At 65.2% G+C, this 21,652-nt stretch carries 16 protein-coding genes and 1 tRNA gene; 1 reads left to right on the forward strand and 16 read right to left on the reverse strand.

The annotated features are described in order from the left end of the window. Positions 1–245: 245 nt before the first annotated feature. The 16 genes from C0V75_RS13345 to C0V75_RS13420 all read right to left on the reverse strand — a co-directional run bounded on the left by C0V75_RS13345 (position 246) and on the right by C0V75_RS13420 (position 19,834). Positions 246–1,139, reverse strand: a complete 894-nt coding sequence (locus tag C0V75_RS13345) for a DMT family transporter (RefSeq protein ID WP_173861074.1) — start codon at positions 1,137–1,139, stop codon at positions 246–248. 7 nt (positions 1,140–1,146) lie between these two features. Continuing rightward, on the reverse strand, positions 1,147–1,983 hold the full coding sequence (locus C0V75_RS13350; protein WP_101921459.1) for a glycosyltransferase: 837 nt from the start codon (positions 1,981–1,983) through the stop codon (positions 1,147–1,149). 113 nt (positions 1,984–2,096) lie between these two features. Then, on the reverse strand, positions 2,097–6,335 hold the full coding sequence (gene rpoC, locus C0V75_RS13355) for a DNA-directed RNA polymerase subunit beta' (protein WP_101921460.1): 4,239 nt from the start codon (positions 6,333–6,335) through the stop codon (positions 2,097–2,099). A 99-nt stretch (positions 6,336–6,434) separates the two neighbouring features. Beyond that, positions 6,435–10,568 carry a DNA-directed RNA polymerase subunit beta gene (rpoB, locus tag C0V75_RS13360; protein ID WP_101921461.1) on the reverse strand — a complete coding sequence of 1,378 codons (4,134 nt, stop codon included), beginning with the start codon at positions 10,566–10,568 and terminating at the stop codon, positions 6,435–6,437. Positions 10,569–10,828: 260 nt separating this feature from the next. Beyond that, positions 10,829–11,206 carry a 50S ribosomal protein L7/L12 gene (gene rplL / locus C0V75_RS13365; protein ID WP_101921462.1) on the reverse strand — a complete coding sequence of 126 codons (378 nt, stop codon included), beginning with the start codon at positions 11,204–11,206 and terminating at the stop codon, positions 10,829–10,831. A gap of 68 nt (positions 11,207–11,274) precedes the next feature. After that, the gene (rplJ, locus tag C0V75_RS13370) at positions 11,275–11,790 is read right to left on the reverse strand and encodes a 50S ribosomal protein L10 (RefSeq protein ID WP_101921463.1); all 516 of its coding nucleotides are present in this window, start codon (positions 11,788–11,790) and stop codon (positions 11,275–11,277) included. Between the two features lie 290 nt (positions 11,791–12,080). Next, positions 12,081–12,896, reverse strand: a complete 816-nt coding sequence (locus C0V75_RS13375; RefSeq protein WP_143710427.1) for a hypothetical protein — start codon at positions 12,894–12,896, stop codon at positions 12,081–12,083. 129 nt (positions 12,897–13,025) lie between these two features. Then, entirely contained in the window at positions 13,026–13,724 is a 699-nt protein-coding gene (gene rplA, locus C0V75_RS13380) for a 50S ribosomal protein L1 (protein WP_101921465.1), read from the reverse strand. Between the two features lie 4 nt (positions 13,725–13,728). Beyond that, complete coding sequence (rplK, locus tag C0V75_RS13385; protein ID WP_101921466.1) at positions 13,729–14,181, reverse strand: 50S ribosomal protein L11; 453 nt, start codon at positions 14,179–14,181, stop codon at positions 13,729–13,731. Between the two features lie 91 nt (positions 14,182–14,272). Next, positions 14,273–14,806 carry a transcription termination/antitermination protein NusG gene (nusG, locus tag C0V75_RS13390; RefSeq protein WP_101921467.1) on the reverse strand — a complete coding sequence of 178 codons (534 nt, stop codon included), beginning with the start codon at positions 14,804–14,806 and terminating at the stop codon, positions 14,273–14,275. A 157-nt stretch (positions 14,807–14,963) separates the two neighbouring features. Further along, a complete protein-coding gene (gene secE, locus C0V75_RS13395; RefSeq protein ID WP_101921468.1) occupies positions 14,964–15,152 on the reverse strand; it encodes a preprotein translocase subunit SecE in 189 nt (62 codons plus the stop codon). Between the two features lie 65 nt (positions 15,153–15,217). Further along, positions 15,218–16,789 (reverse strand): hypothetical protein, encoded by a 1,572-nt coding sequence (locus C0V75_RS23290; RefSeq protein ID WP_101921469.1) that lies wholly within the window; start codon positions 16,787–16,789, stop codon positions 15,218–15,220. Positions 16,790–16,850: 61 nt separating this feature from the next. Further along, positions 16,851–16,926, reverse strand: a tRNA-Trp gene (locus C0V75_RS13405). 90 nt (positions 16,927–17,016) lie between these two features. Then, positions 17,017–17,664 carry a CatB-related O-acetyltransferase gene (locus C0V75_RS13410; protein WP_101921470.1) on the reverse strand — a complete coding sequence of 216 codons (648 nt, stop codon included), beginning with the start codon at positions 17,662–17,664 and terminating at the stop codon, positions 17,017–17,019. A gap of 162 nt (positions 17,665–17,826) precedes the next feature. Further along, on the reverse strand, positions 17,827–19,002 hold the full coding sequence (tuf, locus tag C0V75_RS13415) for an elongation factor Tu (protein ID WP_101921471.1): 1,176 nt from the start codon (positions 19,000–19,002) through the stop codon (positions 17,827–17,829). Positions 19,003–19,117: 115 nt separating this feature from the next. After that, the gene (locus C0V75_RS13420) at positions 19,118–19,834 is read right to left on the reverse strand and encodes a hypothetical protein (protein WP_254216470.1); all 717 of its coding nucleotides are present in this window, start codon (positions 19,832–19,834) and stop codon (positions 19,118–19,120) included. A 230-nt stretch (positions 19,835–20,064) separates the two neighbouring features. Between C0V75_RS13420 and C0V75_RS13425 the strand changes: the two genes are divergently transcribed. Continuing rightward, a complete protein-coding gene (locus C0V75_RS13425; RefSeq protein WP_101921763.1) occupies positions 20,065–21,447 on the forward strand; it encodes a cytochrome P450 in 1,383 nt (460 codons plus the stop codon). Positions 21,448–21,652: the final 205 nt, after the last annotated feature.

Raw genomic sequence — 21,652 nt, forward strand, 5'->3', positions numbered from 1 at the left:
GGCTGTTGTCAATACTCGCGCCGAACCTCGACGCGCTGCTTCTCGACTGATGCCCTGCGCGGATCGCAAAACACCAAAACCGCATGCGTCCCCGTCCGGGGACGACGCGGTGGAATTCCAGAGGATCGGGGCACATGGCCCGGATCATGACCACTCACTTTTCGATATCCGAAGGCCGACTCCCATAGGGGCCAGCACTCAGGTAGCGGGCGTATAGGGGGAGTCGCCGGGGATGTCAACGCCCGCTAGGGGGCATCCCCCGTGGCCACTCGGACCTTCACCTTCCGCTCGCGCCACAGGGTGAAGATGCCCGATCCCACCACCAGCCCCGCGCCCAGCAACGTCAACCCATCCGGCAGCGTCCCGAAGGCCAGCCAGCCCAACACGATTGCCCAGAGCAGCGCGGTATAGCGGAACGGGGCGACAAAGCCGATATCCCCCACCCGCATCACCATGATGACGAACATATAGCCCGCCACCAGACAGCCCGCCGCCATCACGATCAGCCCCATCTCGGCCACCGTCGGCATCACCCAGCCCGACAGCGGCGACAGCACCAGCGCCGTCGCCGTCACCGCCGCCGACCCCATCACCGCCACACTGGCCGAGGGCACGTCGCGCGGCAGGGACCGCGTCGTCAGGTCCCGCACCACCACGCAGGCGACCGACGCGAGCCCCATCAGCGACCAGTGGTCAAACCCCTCCGGTCCCGGCCGGATGATGATCAGCACGCCCAGAAACCCCACAAGGATCGCCGACAGCCGCCGCCAGCCGACCCGCTCGCCCAGAAACAGCGCGGCGGCCAGCGTCACCGCAAGCGGCAGCGATTGCAGGATCGCCGACAGGTTCGCCAGCGGCATATGGATCAGCGCCGCCAGGAACAGCAGCGTCGATGCCACCTCCGCCACCGACCGCAACCCCACGATCCGCCCCACACCGGGCGGAAAGCGCAGCCGCAGCCCCCCCGTCAGATGCCCGATCAGCAGCAGCGGCCCCAGCGTCAGCATCCCCCGCAGCGCGATGGCCTGCCACAGCGGCAGATGCTGCATCACCGCCTTCATCGCCGTATCGTTCAGGGTGAAGGCCGCCATGGCGACATTCATGTAGATCGCGCCGCGCAGATTGTCAGACAGGGGCATCAGTCCGTCACCGCAGCCCCGCCAAAGCCGCCTCGAACCCCGGCAGGTCGATCCCGAACCGCCGCTTCAACAGCGGCGCCCAGCGGTCGCGCGGCAGGTCCCAGGCGGGCGGCTCCTTCGCGATATGGCTGTCATTGCCGCCATGTGCCCCGCGCAGGAACATCACCTCATCGGGCAGGGTCAGCGTCGGCATGGTCTTCCACAGCTTGTGATGCGGATGGTCGAGGATGCGCGCCTCCGCCTCCACCTTCGTTAACACCGCCAGCGCCGGTGTCCAGAGCAGCGCCCGCCGCGGCACCACGACCGGCCCCGCTTCCGTCACCTCCAGCACCACCCCCCGCGAGAAATCCAGCGCCGCAACGCCATGCTTGCGGAACTGCGGCAGCAGGGCCCTTCCCTCGTCCCGCACCCGCTCCACGAAATCCACGGCCACCGCATCATCGTCATCCAGCCGGAACTCCGCCACCAGACCGGCCCCCGGATCGACCTGCGCCCGCATCGCCTCGGCGCAGATGCGGCGGTGATGTCCGGGCGGGGCCGCCACAAGCCGTGCCTGCGGCACGCCCGCCACCAGCGCCTCCAGCCGCGACCGCCAGGGATCGGGCAGATCCTCGCCCACCAGCACGACGAAGGTGAAATCCCCGTCCCGCTGCGCCCGGATCGACGGCAGCGTCACATGTTCGAACCAGACCGTCCGCTCCTCCAGCCGCGCGGGGTCATACAGCATCGCCCGCCGCGCCTCGATGCTGTCATGTTCCACCTGAAACCCGCCAAGGCTCGGCACGGAAAAGCGGCACAAGCCCAGCACCTGCATCACGGGTCCGTCACCCGCTGCCTCGTCCATCCCGGCCTCCCTCGCACGCGCACCGGCCCGCAGCCTAGCAGCCAACCACACATCTTCAATGCGAAAGGGCCGCCGCGTTTCCGCGACGGCCCTTTCCTCTTTGCCTTCGGCGATCAATCGCGGCTGTCGAAATCCGCCAGCCCCGACTCCGCCTCGCCCAGATCGACCACATCCATCGGTGCAGCCAGAACGGCGGCATGTTCCGCCTCCGACCGGCGGGCCTCGATGACGTTCTGGTCGCGATCCGACGCGATCTTCTTGACGCGGCTCGTCGCGCCACCCGTCCCTGCCGGGATCAGGCGGCCCACGATCACGTTCTCCTTCAGACCGACCAGCTTGTCGCGCTTGCCCTGAACCGAAGCCTCGGTCAGCACGCGGGTCGTCTCCTGGAAGGACGCCGCCGAGATGAAGCTGCGGGTCTGCAACGACGCCTTGGTGATGCCCAGCAGAACCGGCTCGGCCTTCGCCTCGCGCAGGCCACGCGCCCGCGCCTTGGCGTTCTCCTCTTCCAGTTCGATGCGCTCCACCTGTTCGCCCTTCAGCAGCGTGGTATCCCCGCTGTCGAGGATTTCCAGCTTTTGCAGCATCTGGCGCACGATCACTTCAATATGCTTGTCGTTGATCTTCACGCCCTGCAAGCGATAGACGTCCTGCACCTCGTCGATCATGTAGTTGGCCAGCGCCTCGACACCCATGATGCGCAGGATGTCATGCGGCGCGGGGTTGCCGTCCATGATGTAGTCGCCCTTCTGCACGAAGTCGCCTTCCTGCACCGGGATGTGCTTGCCCTTCGGGATCATGTACTCGATCGGCGTCAGGGTCTCGTCAACAGGCTCCACCGTGATGCGGCGCTTGTTCTTGTAGTCCTTGCCGAAGCGCACATAGCCGTCGGTTTCCGCGATGATCGCGTGATCCTTCGGACGACGGGCCTCGAACAGTTCCGCCACGCGGGGCAGACCCCCGGTGATGTCCTTGGTCTTGGCACCTTCGCGCGGGATACGCGCCACCACGTCGCCGGGGCGAACCTCCTGCTGATCCTCGACCGACAGGATGGCGTCCACCGACATCGGATAGGTGATCGGGTTGCCATTGTCGGCCCGCACCGGTTCCCCCGTCGCCGGGTCCATGATGATGATCTCGGGCTTCAGGTCACTGCCCTTGGGCGCCGACCGCCAGTCCGACACGATCTTCTGCGTCATGCCCGTGGCTTCGTCCGTCTCTTCCCGCACCGACAGGCCCGAGATCAGATCGACGAACTTCGCCACACCGCCCTTTTCGGCGATGATCGGCAGCGTGTAGGGGTCCCATTCAAAGAGCTTGGTCCCGCGCTTAACCGCCTGACCGTCCTTCGCATGGACCTTCGCACCATAGCCCACCTTGTGGACGGCGCGCTCGCTGCCCGCCTCGTCGATGATGGCGATGGACATGTTCCGCCCGATGACGATCTGCTCGCCATTGGCATTGGTCAGCAGGTTGCCGTTGCGGAACTCGATCTTGCCCTCTTGCGACGCTTCCAGGAAGGACTGCTGCCCCCCCTGCGCGATGCCGCCGATGTGGAAGGTCCGCATCGTAAGCTGCGTGCCGGGTTCCCCGATCGACTGGGCGGCGATGATGCCGACCGCCTCGCCGATGTTCACCAGCGTGCCGCGCGCCAGGTCGCGGCCATAGCACATCGCGCAGACGCCCTCTTCCGCCTCGCAGGTCAGCGGGCTGCGGATACGCGCAACCTGCACGCCCGCCTGGTCGATGGCATCGGCCCGGCGTTCGTCGATCACCTCGCCGCGCGCCACGATCACCTCATCGCCACCGGGGACAAGGATATCGTCTGCCGCCACGCGACCCAGCACCCGCTCGGCCAGCGACTGCACAACCTCACCGTCGTTCACGGCGGTTTCCGCCGTGATCGCCCGCTCGGTGCCGCAGTCATGGACGCGCACGATGCAATCCTGCGCAACGTCCACCAGACGCCGCGTCAGATAGCCCGAGTTCGCGGTCTTCAGCGCCGTATCGGCCAGACCTTTCCGCGCCCCGTGGGTGGAGTTGAAGTATTCAAGAACGGTCAGACCTTCCTTGAAGTTCGAGATGATCGGCGTCTCGATGATCTCGCCCGACGGCTTGGCCATCAGGCCGCGCATCCCGCCAAGCTGCTTCATCTGCGCCGGCGAACCCCGCGCGCCCGAGTGGCTCATCATATAGACGGAATTCGGCTCCCTCTCGGCGCCTGCATCGTCGAACCGGACGGCCGAAATCTCGGCCATCATCTCTGCCGCCACCTTGTCAGAACATTTCGACCAGGCATCGACAACCTTGTTGTACTTCTCGCCCTGGGTGATCAGGCCGTCCATGTACTGCTGTTCGAATTCCTTCACCTGATCGCGAACCTCGTTCACGATGCTCCACTTGGTTTCCGGAATAAGCATGTCGTCCTTGCCGAACGAGATGCCCGCCTTGAACGCCTCGCGGAAGCCCAGACCCATGATCTGGTCGCAGAAGATGACCGATTCCTTCTGCCCGCAATAGCGATAGACGGTGTCGATGACAGCCTGCACGTCCTTCTTCCGCAGCAGACGGTTCACAAGCTCGAACGGCGCCTTCGCGTTCAACGGCAGCAGGTTGCCCAGACGCAGACGACCGGGGGTCGTCTTGTAGCGCTTCCAGACTTCGTTGCCCTCGTCGTCGATCTGGCGGATGCGCGCGGTGATGGAGGCGTGCAGATGCACCTCTCCCGCCGCCAGCGCATGTTCCACCTCGTCGATATCGGAGAAGATCTTGCCCTCACCCACCATGCCCTTGCGTTCCATGGTGACGTAGTAAAGGCCCAGAACCATGTCCTGCGACGGCACGATGATCGGCGCGCCGTTGGCCGGCGACAGCACGTTGTTCGTGGACATCATCAGGACGCGCGCTTCCAGTTGCGCTTCCAGCGAAAGCGGCACGTGAACCGCCATCTGGTCGCCGTCGAAGTCGGCGTTGAAGGCCGAACAGACCAGCGGGTGAAGCTGGATCGCCTTGCCTTCGATCAGGATCGGCTCAAAGGCCTGGATGCCCAGACGGTGCAGCGTCGGCGCGCGGTTCAGCAGCACGGGATGTTCGCGGATGACCTCGTCCAGGATATCCCAGACCTCCGGCCGCTCCTTCTCCACCAGCTTCTTCGCCTGCTTGACGGTGCTGGAAAGCCCCTTCGCCTCAAGCCGCGAATAGATGAACGGCTTGAACAGCTCCAGCGCCATCTTCTTCGGCAGCCCGCACTGGTGCAGCTTCAGTTCCGGCCCGGTCACGATGACCGAACGGCCCGAAAAGTCCACGCGCTTGCCCAGCAGGTTCTGGCGGAACCGGCCCTGCTTGCCCTTCAGCATGTCGGACAGCGATTTCAGCGGGCGCTTGTTGGTGCCCGTGATCACGCGGCCGCGACGGCCGTTGTCAAACAGCGCGTCCACCGCCTCTTGCAGCATCCGCTTTTCGTTCCGCACGATGATATCGGGCGCACGCAACTCGATCAGCCGCTTCAGACGGTTGTTCCGGTTGATAACCCGGCGATACAGGTCGTTCAGGTCGGACGTCGCAAAGCGGCCCCCGTCCAGCGGCACCAGCGGGCGCAGTTCCGGCGGGATCACCGGCAGCACGGTCAGAACCATCCACTCGGGCCGGTTGCCCGACTCGAGGAAGCTCTCCACGATCTTCAGCCGCTTGATGATCTTCTTCGGCTTCAGCTCGCCCGTGGCTTCCTTCAGCTCCTCGCGCAGCGTGTCGGCAGTCTGTTCCAGATCAATCGCCGCCAGCATCTCGCGGATCGCCTCGGCCCCGATATTGGCCGTGAAGGCATCCGCGCCATACTGGTCCTGCGCATCCAGGAACTCTTCCTCGGTCAGAAGCTGGCCATAGGTCAGGTCCGTCAGACCGGGCTCGATGACGACATAGTTTTCAAAGTAAAGGATGCGTTCCAGATCGCGCAGCGTCATGTCCAGCATCAGGCCGATGCGGCTGGGCAGCGATTTCAGGAACCAGATATGCGCCACGGGGGCGGCCAGTTCGATATGGCCCATCCGCTCGCGCCGCACCTTTTGCAGCGTCACTTCCACACCGCATTTCTCGCAGACGACGCCGCGATATTTCATGCGCTTGTACTTGCCGCAAAGGCATTCATAGTCCTTGATCGGCCCGAAGATGCGGGCGCAGAACAGGCCGTCACGTTCCGGCTTGAAGGTCCGGTAGTTGATCGTTTCCGGCTTCTTGATCTCGCCATAGGACCAAGACAGGATCCGCTCGGGCGAAGCCAGAGAGATCTTGATCTCGTCAAAGGTCTTGATCGGGGCAACCGGGTTGAACGGGTTGTTGGTCAGTTCCTGGTTCATTTCAATTCCCTAAGGTGAGGGCTGCGGGGAAGGGGCGCATGGCGGGGTTCACCCCGCCATGCCGAAGGACAGTCGGGCGGGGTTCACCCCGCCTTTCCGTCACTCCTCCTCCGCATCCAGGAGTTCCATGTTCAGGCCGAGGCCGCGGACTTCCTTGACGAGCACGTTGAAGCTCTCGGGAACGCCCGCTTCGAAATTGTCCTCGCCCTTGACGATCGACTCGTAGACCTTCGTCCGGCCGGCCACGTCGTCCGACTTCACCGTCAGCATCTCTTGCAGGGTATAGGCGGCGCCATAGGCTTCCAGGGCCCAGACCTCCATCTCCCCCAGACGCTGACCGCCGAACTGCGCCTTCCCGCCCAGCGGCTGCTGGGTGACAAGGGAGTACGGCCCCGTCGAACGGGCATGCAGCTTGTCATCGACAAGGTGGTGCAGCTTCAGCATGTACTTCACGCCGACGGTGACCTTCCGCGCGAATTTCTCGCCCGAACGGCCATCGAACACCTCCGACTGGCCCGACTGGTCGAACCCGGCCCGGCGCAGCGCGTCATTGACGTCCTGCTCCTTCGCGCCGTCGAAGACCGGCGTCGCGATCGGCACGCCGCGCGTCACATAGGACGCCTTCTCCAGCAGGTCCTCTTCCTCAAGGCCCGAGAAGACCTCGCCATAGGTGTCGTCGCCATAGGCGATGCGCATCGCCTCGCGCACCGGGGTCAGGTCGCCCGACCGACGATACTCCTTCAGAGCCTCGTCGATCTGAAGGCCAAGGCCCCGTGCCGCCCAACCCATATGGGTTTCCAGGATCTGCCCCACGTTCATCCGCGACGGCACCCCCAGCGGGTTCAGCACAAGGTCAACCGGCGTGCCATCGGCCAGGAACGGCATGTCCTCGATCGGCACGACCTTGGAGATGACGCCCTTGTTCCCGTGACGCCCGGCCATCTTGTCGCCCGGCTGCAACTTGCGCTTCACCGCGACAAAGACCTTGACCATCTTCATCACGCCCGGAGGCAGATCGTCGCCCCGGCGCACCTTTTCGACCTTGTCCTCGAATCGGTGCTCCAGCGCGCGCTTCTGCGCCTCGAACTGATCGTGCAGCGCCTCGACTTCCTTCGCCTCGGCCTCTTCACCCAGCGCAAGCTGCCACCACTGGCCGCGCGACAGCGTGCCCAGCAACTCGTCGTCGATGGTGGACCCGGTCTTGATGCCTTTCGGCCCCTTCACCGCGGTCTTGCCCATGATCAGCGTCTTCAGGCGCGAATAGATGTTGCGCTCAAGGATCGCCAGCTCGTCGTCGCGGTCCCGCGCCAGACGTTCCACTTCCTCGCGCTCGATCTGCAACGCGCGCTCGTCCTTGTCCACGCCATGCCGGTTGAACACCCGCACTTCCACCACGGTGCCATAGGCCCCCGGCGGCAGGCGCAGCGACGTATCCCGCACATCCGAAGCCTTCTCGCCAAAGATGGCGCGCAGCAGCTTCTCTTCCGGCGTCATCGGGCTTTCGCCCTTGGGGGTGATCTTGCCCACAAGGATGTCGCCCGGCTGCACTTCCGCCCCGATATAGACGATGCCCGCCTCATCAAGGTTGCGCAGCGCCTCTTCGCCCACGTTCGGGATATCCCGCGTGATCTCTTCCGGGCCCAGCTTGGTATCCCGCGCCGCGACCTCGTATTCCTCGATATGGATCGAGGTGAACACGTCGTCCCGCAGGATACGCTCGGAAATGAGGATGGAGTCCTCGTAGTTGTAGCCATTCCACGGCATGAAGGCCACGACGACGTTCCGGCCAAGGGCCAGTTCGCCCATGTCCGTGCAAGGCCCGTCGGCGATCACCTCGCCGCGCTCCACCCGGTCGCCCACCTTCACCAGCGGACGCTGGTTGATGCAGGACGACTGGTTGGAACGCTTGAACTTCCGCAGACGATAGATGTCCACGCCCGGCTCGCCGGGTTCCAGAAGTTCCGTCGCGCGCACAACGATACGCGTCGCATCCACCTGGTCGATCACGCCCGACCGCCGCGCCATGATCGCGGCACCGGAATCGCGGGCCACCACGGCCTCGATCCCCGTCCCGACGAAGGGCGCATCCGATTGCAGCAGCGGCACCGCCTGACGCTGCATGTTGGACCCCATCAGCGCGCGGTTCGCGTCGTCGTTCTCAAGGAACGGGATCAGCGAAGCCGCGACCGAAACCAACTGCTTCGGCGAAACGTCGATCAGGTCGATGGCTTCCGGCGGGTTCAGCATGAATTCCCCGGCCTTCCGGCTGGAGATCAGGTCGTCAAGGAACTTGCCCTCGCCATCCTGGTTCGCGTTGGCCTGCGCCACCGTGTGCCGCATCTCCTCCGTGGCCGACATATAGACGACCTCGTCGGTCACCTTGGCGTCCACCACCTTGCGATACGGCGTCTCGATGAAGCCGTACTTGTTCACGCGGGCAAAGGTGGCCAGCGAGTTGATCAGGCCGATGTTCTGGCCTTCCGGCGTCTCGATGGGGCACATCCGGCCGTAATGGGTCGGGTGCACGTCGCGCACTTCAAAGCCCGCACGTTCCCGCGTCAGACCGCCCGGCCCAAGCGCCGACAGACGGCGCTTGTGGGTGACTTCCGACAGCGGGTTGGTCTGGTCCATGAACTGCGACAGCTGCGACGACCCGAAGAATTCGCGCACGGCCGCAGCGGCAGGCTTCGCGTTGATCAGGTCCTGCGGCATGATCGTGTCGATTTCCACCGACGACATCCGCTCCTTGATCGCGCGCTCCATGCGCAGCAGGCCGACGCGATACTGGTTCTCCATCAACTCGCCGACCGACCGGACACGGCGGTTGCCGAGGTGGTCGATATCGTCGATCTCGCCCCGCCCGTCGCGCAGGTCGCACAGCGCCTTGATGCAGGCGATGATGTCCTCGCGGTCCAGCGTGCGCTGGGTGTCGGGCTTCTGAAGGTCCAGACGCATGTTCATCTTGACCCGGCCCACGGCGGACAGGTCATAGCGTTCCTTGTCGAAGAACAGCGTGTCGAACAGCGCGCTTGCCGCTTCCACGGTCGGCGGCTCGCCCGGGCGCATCACGCGATAGATGTCCATCAGCGCGGTGTCGCGGCCCATGTTCTTGTCGGCGGCCATCGTGTTGCGCATGTAGGGGCCGACATTGACATTGTCGATGTCCAGCACCGGGATCTCGGTGATCCCCTGATCCAGCAACAGCTTGACCGTCCCGCCCTTCGGCGCGCCGTCGCGGTCGTAATCCATGGTCAGCTCGTCACCGGCTTCGACCCAGATTTCGCCCGTCTCTTCGTTGATGATGTCCTTGGCGACATAGCGGCCGATGATGTGGTCGAACGGAACCAGCAGTTCCGTCACCTTGCCCTCATCCTTCCACTTCTTCACCATCCGCGGCGTGGCCTTGTCGCCCGCCTTCAGGATCACCTCGCCCGTGGCGGCATCCACGAGGTCATAGGTCGGCCGCGTGCCCGACACGCGGTTCGGGAAGAACTTGGTCACCCAGCCCTTGTTCTTCACATGCTTGAAGGACACGGTGTCGTAATAGGCATCCATGATGCCTTCCTGATCCATGCCCAGCGCATAAAGCAGCGTCGTCACCGGCAGCTTGCGGCGGCGGTCGATGCGCGCGAACACGATGTCCTTGGCGTCGAATTCGAAATCCAGCCAGGACCCGCGATAGGGAATGATCCGGCATGTGAACAGAAGCTTGCCGCTGGAATGCGTCTTGCCCTTGTCATGGTCAAAGAACACGCCGGGCGACCGGTGCATCTGGGACACGATGACCCGCTCCGTCCCGTTCACGATGAACGTGCCGTTCGACGTCATCAGGGGCATGTCGCCCATATAGACGTCCTGTTCCTTGATGTCCTTCACCGACCGCGCGCCGGTGGTCTCATCGACATCGAACACGATCAGGCGCAGCGTCACCTTCAGGGGCGCCGCATAGGTCATGTCGCGCTGCTGGCACTCGTCCACATCGTATTTGGGCTTTTCCAGCTCGTATTTCACGAATTCCAGAACCGCCGTCTCGTTGAAGTCCTTGATCGGGAACACCGACTGGAACGTCCCCTGAATCCCTTCGCCGTCCAGCGGCTTGTCCGCATCGCCGGACTTCAGGAACAGGTCGTAAGAGGATTTCTGAACCTCGATGAGGTTCGGCATATCCAGGACTTCGCGGATCTTGCCGTAATAGCGGCGGATGCGTTTCTGGCCAACGTAAGCTTGCGCCATGTGCGTCGTCACCTTTTTCTCGTGTCGCTGGCGCGGGTCCGTCGGGGCCACGGGCGCGCGCCTATTGCGATAAGGGGGTCAGATCCCATTCATGCCCCCCGTCCCACCGGAGGGGCTCCCGAATCTGGAACCGCGCCTTGAAAGGGGCACCCGGGCCCGGGGCCGGAAGATGCCCCTTTCAAGACAGGTTCGGCTGGGCCGGGGATTTCCCCGACCCAGCCTGAAAACCGATGTCAGGATGCGCGTCGCATCCCGCCCGATTACTTCAGTTCGACCTTGGCGCCAGCCTCTTCGAACTTCTTCTTCATCGCCTCGGCATCGGCCTTGGAGATGCCTTCCTTGACCTTGCCACCGGCTTCGGTCAGGTCCTTGGCTTCCTTCAGGCCCAGACCGGTGATTTCGCGCACGACCTTGATCACGTTGATCTTGTTCGCGCCGGCATCCGTCAGGACGACGTCGAATTCGGTCTGCTCTTCGGCCGGGGCGGCAGCAGCCGCAGCCGGGCCAGCGGCCATCATGACGGCGCCACCGGCGGCCGGCTCGATGCCGTACTTGTCCTTCAGGATGGTCTTCAGTTCCTGAGCCTGGAGAAGGGTCAGGCCGACGATTTCTTCGGCGAGTTTGTTCAGATCAGCCATTTTGCTCATTCCGTAAGGTTAAGATGGGGTCCAACGCGATGGGGTCAACCACGCGGATATTCCGGGGATCAGGCCGCAGCCTTTTCCTCGATCGTCGACAGGATGCTCGCGATGTTCGATGCAGGCGCGCCAATGGCACCGGCGATGCTCGACGCGGGCGAACCGATGCACGACACGATCTGAGCGATAAGCTCTTCACGCGACGGCATGGCAGCCACGGCCTTCACACCAGCCTGGTCCAGCACCGTCTCGCCCATGGCCCCGCCAAGGATGACGAACTTGTCGTTCGTCTTGGCATAGGCCTCGGTCACCTTCGCCGCAGCGACAGGATCTTCCGAATAGGCAAGCACGGTCATCCCCGTGAGCAGGTCACCCATCTTGACGCCGGGCTTCCCTTCAAGGGCGATCTTGGCGAGCTTGTTCTTGGCAACGCGCACGGACCCGCCAACTTCGCGCATCTTCGCGCGCAGGTCCTGCATCTGTGCAACCGTCATACCCGTGTAGTGGGCAACCACCACAACGCCAGAGCTTTCGAAGATCTGGCCGAGTTCCTCGACCACTTTCTCTTTCTGGGCTCTATCCACAGTTTCACTCCAAGTGTGGGGGTTTCCCCCCGGCTCATGTAACCCCCGCGAACGGGGGCGTTCGGGTCCATGATGCAGTCCCGAGAGCCATGTCACCAAGCGAAAGCCCGTGAAATCGTCTCGAACCCCATCTCAGGCAGGAAAATTAAGGCACGTCGAACCGCACCACCCACCGTCTCGGACAAAGCATGCCGTCCCCGTGACGAATCACGCAGGCGCGGCATTCGGGGTGCATAGTCCTTCCCCCGCGCTTTTCCAAGCCCCTTCCCGCAGCAGCGGACCCATGGCGATCACGCCTCCGTGTCCTCTTCCGTCCCCTCTCCCCGGTCCCACCCCTCGGGCAGCGGCTTGCCCTTCTGAAACAGCCGCCGGATGCGCCGCCCGAAGATCGGCCAGCGGATCACCTCCTCAAGGCCGAACCCCAATTCCCGCTGCACCAGCCCCGTCTGCCAGATCACGAAGGGCAAAAGCACCTGATCCCGTCCCGCCACCTCGCAGAAGGCCCGGAACCAGGCCGCATTCAGCCGTGCCGTGTCCGCCGAACCCATCCGCTGCACCAGTGCGGTGTTCATGAACATGCCCGCCTCGCGCGGGAACCCCGCCCCCTCGAACAGCGCCATGACCCGCGCATGTTCCGCCTCGTCCAGAAATCCCTTGCGCAGACAGACCCGCGCCTCGCGCCAGGCACAGCCCCGCTGCGGCAGCCGCGCCAGATAGCGCCCGGCCGGCGCATTCCCCCCCTGCCCCGCCGCGATCCGCGCCACCAGCGCATCGGGCCGCAGCATCAGCCGCGCCCGGTTGTCCACATAGATCACCCAGTCATGCTGCCCGAAAAACACCTCCGGCATCAGCTTGGGCAGGCGCGAGGCCTGCTTGGCCGTCAGCCCGTCAAACCCGGCAGGCATCACCACCACGCGCCGCCCCGGCGCCACCAGATCGGGCTGATCGGTGAAGATGATCCGGTCCCAGTCCCCCGCCTCGCCAAGGGCCTGGTCGTGAAACGGCTCATGCCGCCCGAAATGGCAGGAATAGACGGCGATCCGCCCCCGCTCCGGAACGATGCCCCCGGCCTCCCGCACCGCGCCGGCTTCCAGAAACCCTGCCACCATCTCCCGCCTGTACCCGATCCGCCTTGATCCGCGCCACACAGGCTACGCCGCCCGCTCCGCCGCCGCAAAAGGAAACGGGCCGCCCCGAAGGACGGCCCGCCAATCTTTCGCCGGATGACCCGAAGATCAGCCCTGCGTGGCCGAGGTCAGATCGACCGAAACGCCCGGCCCCATGGTCGAAGACAGCGAGACCTTCTTCAGATAGGCCCCCTTCGCCCCGGCGGGCTTGGCGCGGTTCACCGCATCCACGAAGGCGCGGATGTTCTGCGCCAGCTTTTCGGCATCGAAGGACACCTTGCCGACGCCGCCATGCACCACACCGGCCTTCTCGACCTTGAACTGCACTTCGCCGCCCTTGGCCGCTTCGACAGCGGTCTTCACGTCCATCGTCACCGTGCCGACCTTCGGGTTCGGCATCAGGTTGCGCGGGCCGAGGATCTTGCCCAGACGGCCGACCAGCGGCATCAGGTCCGGCGTCGCGATGCAACGATCAAACTCGATCTTGCCGGACATGATGGTTTCCATCAGGTCTTCCGCACCCACGATATCGGCACCGGCAGCCTTGGCCTCATCGGCCTTCGGACCGCGGGCAAAGACCGCCACGCGCACGGTCTTGCCCGTGCCGTTCGGCAGTTGCACCACGCCGCGCACCATCTGGTCCGCATGGCGGGGATCGACGCCAAGGTTCATTGCGATCTCGACCGTCTCGTCGAACTTGGCCGATGCCGCCTTCTTGATCAGGGCCACCGCCTCTTCGACAGACACGTTGGACGCGGTGCCGAAAACTTCCTGCGCTGCACGCGCACGCTTACCGAGCTTTGCCATGATCTCAGCCCTTCACTTCGATGCCGCAGGACTTCGCCGAACCAAGGATGATCTGCATCGCAGCCTCGATCGAATTGGCGTTCAGGTCCTTCATCTTCGTCTCGGCGATCTGGCGGATCTGCGCCACCGTCACCGTCCCGGCTACTTCACGGCCCGGCTTGGAAGACCCCTTCGCCCGGTTGCGCTTGCCCACCGGCGGCAGACCGGCCGCCTGCTTCAGCAGGAAGGACGCCGGCGCCGTCTTCAGCTCCAGGCTGAACGACTTGTCCTGGTAATAGGTGATGATCACCGGCGTCGGCGTGCCCGGCGCGATGTCGGCGGTCTTCGCGTTGAATTCCTTCACGAAGGCCATGATGTTCAGGCCGCGCTGACCCAGCGCCGGACCGACCGGGGGCGACGGGTTGGCCTGCTGGGCCTTCACTTGCAGCTTGAGGCTGCCGATTACTTTCTTGGCCATGGGCCATCTCCTTTGTCACAGCGCCGCAGGGCGCGGTTTAGTGGTCCGGTCCGTCACCCCTCAGGGGCGCTCGCCTCCCACGCGATGCACGTCAGACCCCTTTCGAGACCTGCGTGAATTCCAGTTCCACCGGCGTCGCCCGGCCGAAGATCGAGACAGAGACCTTCAGGCGGCTGTGGTCCTCATCGACCTCTTCCACCATCCCGTCAAAGCCCTCGAAGGGCCCGTCGGTGACCTTCACCTTCTCGCCGATGTCAAAGCGGATCAGGTTGCGCGGCTGCGCCTCCCCTTCCTCGACCCGGTTCAGGATGGCATTCACTTCGGCATCCCGCATCGGCATCGGCTTGCCCTGCGGGCCAAGGAACCCCGTCACCCGGTTGATCGACGAAATCAGGTGATAGCCGCGGTTGCTCATCTCCATCCGCACCAGCACATAGCCGGGCATGAAGCGGCGCTCGCTCGTCACCTTCTTGCCGCGCCGCACCTCGATCACCTCTTCGGTCGGCACCAGCACCTCGTCGATCTCCTCCTGAAGACCGGCGTCAATCACGGCTTGCTTGATCTGCTCGGCCACCTTCTTCTCGAAATTCGAGAGAACGCTCACCGAATACCAGCGCTTCGCCATGCCTCGTCCATCCTGCTTGTTCGGGGCCGGAACCCCGGAAATTCATCTGCTTTCGGGAACAAAAAACAGCGCGCAACACGAATCGCTGCGCGCCTGTTGTTCCGGATCAGGGGCGCAGATACAGGCGCGCCCCCCCGATTTCAAGGCTAAACCGGCGTCAGCCGAACAGCATCCGCAGCCCGGTCCGGATGCCCAGATCGACAAGGCTGAAGAAGGTCGCGGTCAGCGCAGCCATGATGAAGACCATGATCGTCGTCAGCAGAACCTCGCGCCGCGTCGGCCAGACCACCTTGCCGACTTCGGTGCGCACCTGCTGAAGGAAGGTGAAGGGATTGGTCTTGGCCATCTGTCGCGTCCACGATTGTTTGGGCGCAGATACGCCGGATGCGATTGGAATTCAAGGGACAGGGATCAGCGCAGCCGCTGCGACAGCCGGTCATAGGGATCGGCCCCCGCAGCCTTCGGCCTGCGCCGCGCCAGCAGCATCGCCCCCGCCGCCGCCAGCAACAGACCGGCCCCCGCCAGCGCCCAGAAGAGGGACGCCCGCAGATCATCCAGCCACGCCATCTGCACCATCCCCGCGTCCACTTCCGCAGCCGGGTCCTGCACGGCCTCGACAGCCTCTGTCTCCGCGACGGGCGTCGCAGCCGGCTCCGCTGCCGTTGCGGCGACAGGCGCCGCTTCCGGCACAGGCGTCACCGGGGCGCCTTGAAATGTCTCATCCGTGCTGGCCACCACGGTCGGGTCCCAATTGGCATCCATCTCTGCCATGTCAAAGCCAAGAAGCCCCCCCATCAGCTTCTCCGCGATCCCGCCCTCCGGGATGCCGTTCATCGTGCTGGTCGGGGTCAGATGCCCAAAGGCAAGGTATATCGCGAAATACATCACCAGCGCACCGACAGCCATCGCCGGCAGCCGCAACAACCGCGACAGCCCCGCCCCGGCCTCATCCCGCTTGGTCTGCGAAGACCCATGACCCAAGCCGGACGGCAGACCGAGGTCCAGCCCCGGCGCAGGCCCGACAGTGCCACTGCGCATCGCCCCCGCACCAGCCCCCTCCCGCGCGGCCTGCTTTGCCCGCACCGCCTCCAGCGGTGACCATTCGCCCGAAGCAGGGGGTGTCACATCAGGGCGCGCATTGCCGCCCGTCTCGGCCATCGGTGCCGCAGACCGTGCTGCCGCCAGTTCAAAGGCCGCAGCCACATGCGGCGGCACCTCCAGCGCAGCCTCTGCCGCCTTCCGCCGCGTCCTTGCCCGACGCGCCGCCATGAACTTGACCAGCGCCAGAAAGGCCGCCACCAGGCCGATCCCGCCGATCACCATGAAATTGAACATCGGCGCATCCGGGTTCGGCGCCAGCGCCGCGTCCCGCCCCTCGAAATAAGGGGCTATCGCAAGGAAATCTGCATCCTTCGTAAGCCCGCGCTCAGCCAGCGCGTCATTCACCATGCTCGACAGATCGGGAGACGATTCCTTCGCCCCGTTCAGGTTGAACAGCAGCCGCGGGTCGTCGGGATCGGCCACATGCGCCGCCATAAGGTCGATCAAGGCCTGCATCTGGTCCGGCGGCAGCACCACCACGCCCCGCGCCACCGTGCTTTCCGGCCCATCCCCCGGCCCGAACAGGACAAACATCCGGCGCACCGTATCGGTGCCCTTCCGCTCCTTGGTCAGCTCATAGTTATGGGCCGGATTGATCCAGGCCGTGACATGCACCTCATGGGCCAGCCCGACGCTGTCCTCGGTGAAAGCGTCCAGGGGCACAGGGTCCGGCACCCCCCGCTCCAGCGCCAGCGCCTTCTCGGCCTCGAATTCCATCACCCAGCCCCGGCTGGTCTCCGCCAGCCAGAAAAACCCGACGGCGATCAGGGCCATCACGGGCCAGGGCAGACCGAAAAGCACGCGCAGCATCAAGACCCCCGCAGCAAAGACTGCCAAAGCCTGCGCGCGCAGCGCGCCAAGCCCGCGACCCTGTCGCGACATGTTTACGAAAAATTGAAGGTTTTTCTGGGGCCACGCCCCGCGGGCATCCACGCCATCGGCCTGGCAGGGGCAGCAGGACTCGAACCCGCGACCCTCGGTTTTGGAGACCGATGCTCTACCAACTGAGCTATACCCCTAGGCCTGCGGCGGGGTTACGGCATGGTGGGGGGGAAATCAAGGGGGCGGCGCAGGGGAAATCCCCGCCCGCCCCGTTTTTCTCCCCCGCCTCAACAGGCCGCCAGCGCCGCCACATCGCCCGCCATCAGCGCGGGCAGCGCCGCGCGGATGCGCGCGGGCTCCCAGTCCCACCAGCCGATCTCCAGAAGCCGCGCCACCGCGTCCTCGCCGAACCGCCGCCGGATCACCCGCGCCGGATTGCCCGCAACAATCGTGTAGGGCGGCACCTCGCCTGCCACCACCGCACCTGCCCCGATGATCGCCCCGCTCCCGATCCGCGCCCCCGGCAGGATCAGCGCGCCATGCCCGATCCAGACATCATGCCCGATCTCGCTATCCGGCAGGCCCGCGAAGCCCTCCTTGAACAGGTCCAGCGTATCCGGGTCGAAGATACCGAAGGGATAGGTCGAAATCCCCCCCATCGCATGATTGGCCGAGGCAGTGATGATCCGCACCCCATGCGCGATCTGGCAAAACCGCCCGATCCGCAGGCGCTCCGGCGCGCCGGGGTAAAGATAGGGGGCCAGCCGCGCGGCCCATCCCTCCGGCGCGGGCGGGTCGAAGTCATTGGCATAGCTGTAATCGCCCACCTCGATATTCGGATGGTCGATGACGCGCGCCAGATGCACCATGTCGCGATGCACGGTGCCATCGGGAAATGTCAGGGGATGCACGGCATCCGCGTTCAGGAACGGCATGGAAAGACCCTCTCTGATCGTCGTTTCAGGTGAAAACGCAGGTCAGATCGTCAGGTCCATCGGTGCCTCCCTCGCAGGTCCAGCCAATCTACAAAGAAAAACGCGCGGGGTCACCCCCGCGCGTTTCCGTAGGGCGGGGGTCTCCCCGCCCCACCGATCACATCACTTGATGATCTTGGACACGACGCCGGCGCCGACGGTGCGGCCGCCTTCACGGATGGCGAAGCGCAGCTTCTCTTCCATCGCGATCGGGGCGATCAGCTCCACCTCGAACTTCAGGTTGTCGCCCGGCATCACCATCTCGGTGCCTTCCGGCAGCTTCACCGTCCCGGTCACGTCCGTCGTGCGGAAGTAGAACTGCGGGCGGTAGTTCGCGAAGAACGGCGTGTGACGGCCGCCTTCTTCCTTCGTCAGGATATAGGCCTCGGCTTCGAAATGGGTGTGCGGGTTCACCGACTTCGGCTTGCACAGCACCTGCCCACGCTCCACGCCGTCACGGTCGATGCCGCGCAGCAGGACGCCGACGTTGTCACCGGCTTCCCCACGATCCAGCAGCTTGCGGAACATCTCGACGCCCGTGCAGACCGACTTCTTGGTGTCGCGGATGCCCACGATCTCCACTTCGTCGCCGACGTTGATCACGCCACGCTCCACACGGCCGGTCACAACCGTGCCGCGGCCCGAGATCGAGAACACGTCCTCGATCGGCATCAGGAAGGGCTGATCCACCGCACGCGCGGGGGTCGGGATGTAGCTGTCAACCGCCGCCATCAGCGCGCGGATCGAGTCTTCCCCGATGTCCTTGCGCTCGCCGATCATCGCCTGATGGGCCGAGCCCTTGATGATCGGGATGTCGTCGCCGGGATAGTCGTAGGAGGACAGCAGCTCGCGCAGCTCCATCTCCACCAGTTCCAGCAGTTCCTCATCATCCACGAGGTCGATCTTGTTCATGTAGACGACCATGTAGGGGATGCCCACCTGACGGCCGAGCAGGATATGCTCGCGCGTCTGCGGCATCGGGCCGTCCGAGGCGGCGCAGACCAGGATCGCGCCGTCCATCTGCGCGGCGCCCGTGATCATGTTCTTCACATAGTCGGCGTGGCCGGGGCAGTCGACGTGGGCGTAGTGACGCGCTTCCGTCTCGTATTCCACGTGGGCAGTCGAGATCGTGATCCCGCGCGCACGCTCTTCCGGCGCGCCGTCGATCTGGTCATAGGCGCGGAATTCGCCGAAATACTTCGTGATCGCCGCCGTCAGCGTCGTCTTGCCGTGGTCAACGTGGCCGATCGTGCCGATGTTGACGTGCGGTTTCGTCCGTTCAAACTTTGCCTTTGCCATGTCCTCGGGCCTTCGGATTGGGGGGCCTGGAATGGCCCTGTGCTACACGGGCGGCGAATTAAGCCGCCCTTGGGGGAAAATCAAGCCGAAAGGGCGCCTCCCGCGCCCCGCGCGCTCAGGGCAGGGACGGGCCGGGAATCGGCACCGGTTCCTGCGGCGGCGGCAGGGGAACGGCCACCGTCCGCGGTGCCGCCGTTCCTGTCGTCGCGGTTGTCGCAGTCGTCGCCGCAGGGGCCACCGCCCCGGCCGGGGTGGCTGCCGCCTCCCCCTCCGCCGCCAGCGGCACCGGCGCCGTTCCATCGGTCGGGAACCATTCGGGATGCCGCGCCAGCCATTCCTCCACCCGCTTCACCGCGTTGTAGGACAGCACTTCCATCTGCTTCTTCTTGTTCCGCGTCAGCCCCGACCCGATCACCGTGTCGCCCGACATGCCCTCAAAGACCGTGAACTGCTCCCCTTCCGGGTTCAGCTTGGTCTGCGTCGCGTCGTCCCAGATATTTGCCGTGATCACCAGCACCGACTTCGGTGCCGCCACCACCGGAATGCCGGGCGGGGCCAGCGCATAGCCGTCGATCGAGATGCCGATATTGTAAAGCCGGCTGCCGTCATAGCGCCCGAACCGCGCCGCGACCGCCTCCTTCATCACCGCTTCCCACTCGTCCGGCGTCGCCTCGCGCGAAATCGGCACCTTCTGCACATTGTCGGCCACGACGATGTTCAGGCCCAGCGCAAAATCCCCAAGCGGCACCGGCGGCTCCTCAAGATCGCTCGCCCCGCAGGCAGTAAGCAGGGCCAGCCCGCAGAAAAGGGCCAGGTGGCGCAGGTTCAGCATGGAATCTCCCGTCAGTCGCGGCCCTCGCGGCCCTGCCACCCGGATAGCGGCTGCAAGCCCGGCGCGCAACGGTCGCACTTTCCGCAGGGCATCCGCCCGCCTATCTTGCGGTCAGGGCGGGCGCCGTCCCCCCTGCCTGCCCGTTCCGGGCCCGACCCGGAACCTCCAGCCCGTCACCCGCCCGCCCGAATTCCGCCCGCCCGACTCCCGGCCAGACAAGGATGGACACGATGCCCCGCGACGCCGCAGCCGACAGCGACAAGGACCACCCCCTCCCCGTCCGCGTGCCGCTGGCGACCGAACCGCTCGGCATCTTCGGCACCCTGCGCGCCGGCCGCCGCAACGTGCTGGAACTGATCCCCGAAATCGCCACCCACGCCCCGATCATCTCCAACACGCGCGGCAAGCGCTGGCACATGATCATGGACCCCGATGCCCTGCGCCGCGTCCTGCGCGACCGGGTCGAGGATTACCCCAAATCCGACGTGACCAAGCTGATGCTCGCCCCCGCCATCGGCCAGTCCATGTTCATCGCCGAAGGGCAGGAATGGCTCTGGCAGCGCCGCACCGCCGCCCCCGTCTTCTCGCATCGCAACGTGGCGAACCTCGCCCCGGTGATGACCGCCGCCGCCGACCGCGCCGCCGCCCGCTTCGCCGCCGCCGAAGGCCGCGCCGCCGATGCCTTCGACGAAATGGTCACCGCCACCTTCGAGGTGATCTCCGACGTCACCCTATCGGGCGGCGAATCCTTCGACCGCGACGCCGTCCACAAGGCCATCGACGCCTATATCGGCCAGACCGCCAAGATATCGCTTCTGGACATCATCGGTGCGCCGACCTGGGTGCCGCGCCCGTCGCGGATGCTCTCCGGTCCCGGCATGCGCGACATGAAGAAGATGGCCGATGCCACCATCGACCGCCGCCGCAGCGACCCGGCAGCAAAGGCGATGCCCGACCTGCTCGATCTCCTCATGGCGGGCGAGGATCCCAAATCCGGCCGCAAGATGACGACCGAAGAGATTCGCGACAACCTCCTCACCTTCATCGTGGCCGGGCATGAGACGACCGCCCTCACCCTGTCCTGGGCGCTCTATCTCTGCGCCTTCGATCCCGCCGTGCAGACCCGCGCCCGCGCCGAGGCGCAAGCCGTCCTCGGTTCCCGCAGCGCCCGCGCCGAGGATGTCCCCAACCTGCCCTATATCCGGCAGGTGATCGACGAAACGCTCCGCCTCTACCCGCCCGCCGCCTTCCTGTCCCGCACCGCGCAAAAGACAGACGAACTCTGCGGCCGCGAGGTGCGCCGCGGCGATACCGTGATCCTGCCGATCTACGCGCTCCACCGCCATAAGAAGCTCTGGTCCCACCCCGACCGCTTCGATCCCGACCGTTTCGCCCCCGGCCACCAGACCGACCGCTTCGCCTTCCTGCCCTTCGGCGACGGCCCGCGCATCTGCATCGGCGCGAATTTCGCGATCCAGGAGGCGGTCATCATCCTCTCCACCCTCCTCGCCCGCTTCCGCTTCGACCTGATTCCCGGCAAATCGCCGAAACCGGTGATGATCCTCACCCTCCGCCCCGAAGGCGGCGTCTGGCTTTCGGTAAAATCCGCATGATCCAGGCCGCTCTGGGCCGGGCCGAACGCCCGGTTTCCCTTCCCCTGAACGGGGCGACGGGTTACACTGTAACGGAACGGGCAACGGGCGCAGGCCCCCTCCCGCCCGTTCATGTGCAGTAACGAGTGGGCGTCCGGAACAGTCCTTTTGTTCCGGACGGTTCACGCAGCCCCATCGCCGCCCCGATCCGGCACCCCGACGCGCT

It is taken from the genome of Tabrizicola sp. TH137, from assembly GCF_002855575.1.
Lineage (GTDB): Bacteria > Pseudomonadota > Alphaproteobacteria > Rhodobacterales > Rhodobacteraceae > Paragemmobacter.

Bases quoted from the DNA above. Each gene is read 5' to 3' on its own strand.
- C0V75_RS13345 (WP_173861074.1), bottom strand. From the start codon at position 1,139: ATGCCCCTGTCTGACAATCTGCGCGGCGCGATCTACATGAATGTCGCC.
- C0V75_RS13350 (WP_101921459.1), bottom strand. From the start codon at position 1,983: ATGGACGAGGCAGCGGGTGACGGACCCGTGATGCAGGTGCTGGGCTTG.
- rpoC (WP_101921460.1), bottom strand. From the start codon at position 6,335: ATGAACCAGGAACTGACCAACAACCCGTTCAACCCGGTTGCCCCGATC.
- rpoB (WP_101921461.1), bottom strand. From the start codon at position 10,568: ATGGCGCAAGCTTACGTTGGCCAGAAACGCATCCGCCGCTATTACGGC.
- rplL (WP_101921462.1), bottom strand. From the start codon at position 11,206: ATGGCTGATCTGAACAAACTCGCCGAAGAAATCGTCGGCCTGACCCTT.
- rplA (WP_101921465.1), bottom strand. From the start codon at position 13,724: ATGGCAAAGCTCGGTAAGCGTGCGCGTGCAGCGCAGGAAGTTTTCGGC.
- rplK (WP_101921466.1), bottom strand. From the start codon at position 14,181: ATGGCCAAGAAAGTAATCGGCAGCCTCAAGCTGCAAGTGAAGGCCCAG.
- nusG (WP_101921467.1), bottom strand. From the start codon at position 14,806: ATGGCGAAGCGCTGGTATTCGGTGAGCGTTCTCTCGAATTTCGAGAAG.
- secE (WP_101921468.1), bottom strand. From the start codon at position 15,152: ATGGCCAAGACCAATCCCTTCACCTTCCTTCAGCAGGTGCGCACCGAA.
- C0V75_RS23290 (WP_101921469.1), bottom strand. From the start codon at position 16,789: ATGTCGCGACAGGGTCGCGGGCTTGGCGCGCTGCGCGCGCAGGCTTTG.
- C0V75_RS13410 (WP_101921470.1), bottom strand. From the start codon at position 17,664: ATGCCGTTCCTGAACGCGGATGCCGTGCATCCCCTGACATTTCCCGAT.
- tuf (WP_101921471.1), bottom strand. From the start codon at position 19,002: ATGGCAAAGGCAAAGTTTGAACGGACGAAACCGCACGTCAACATCGGC.
- C0V75_RS13420 (WP_254216470.1), bottom strand. From the start codon at position 19,834: ATGCTGAACCTGCGCCACCTGGCCCTTTTCTGCGGGCTGGCCCTGCTT.
- C0V75_RS13425 (WP_101921763.1), top strand. From the start codon at position 20,065: ATGCCCCGCGACGCCGCAGCCGACAGCGACAAGGACCACCCCCTCCCC.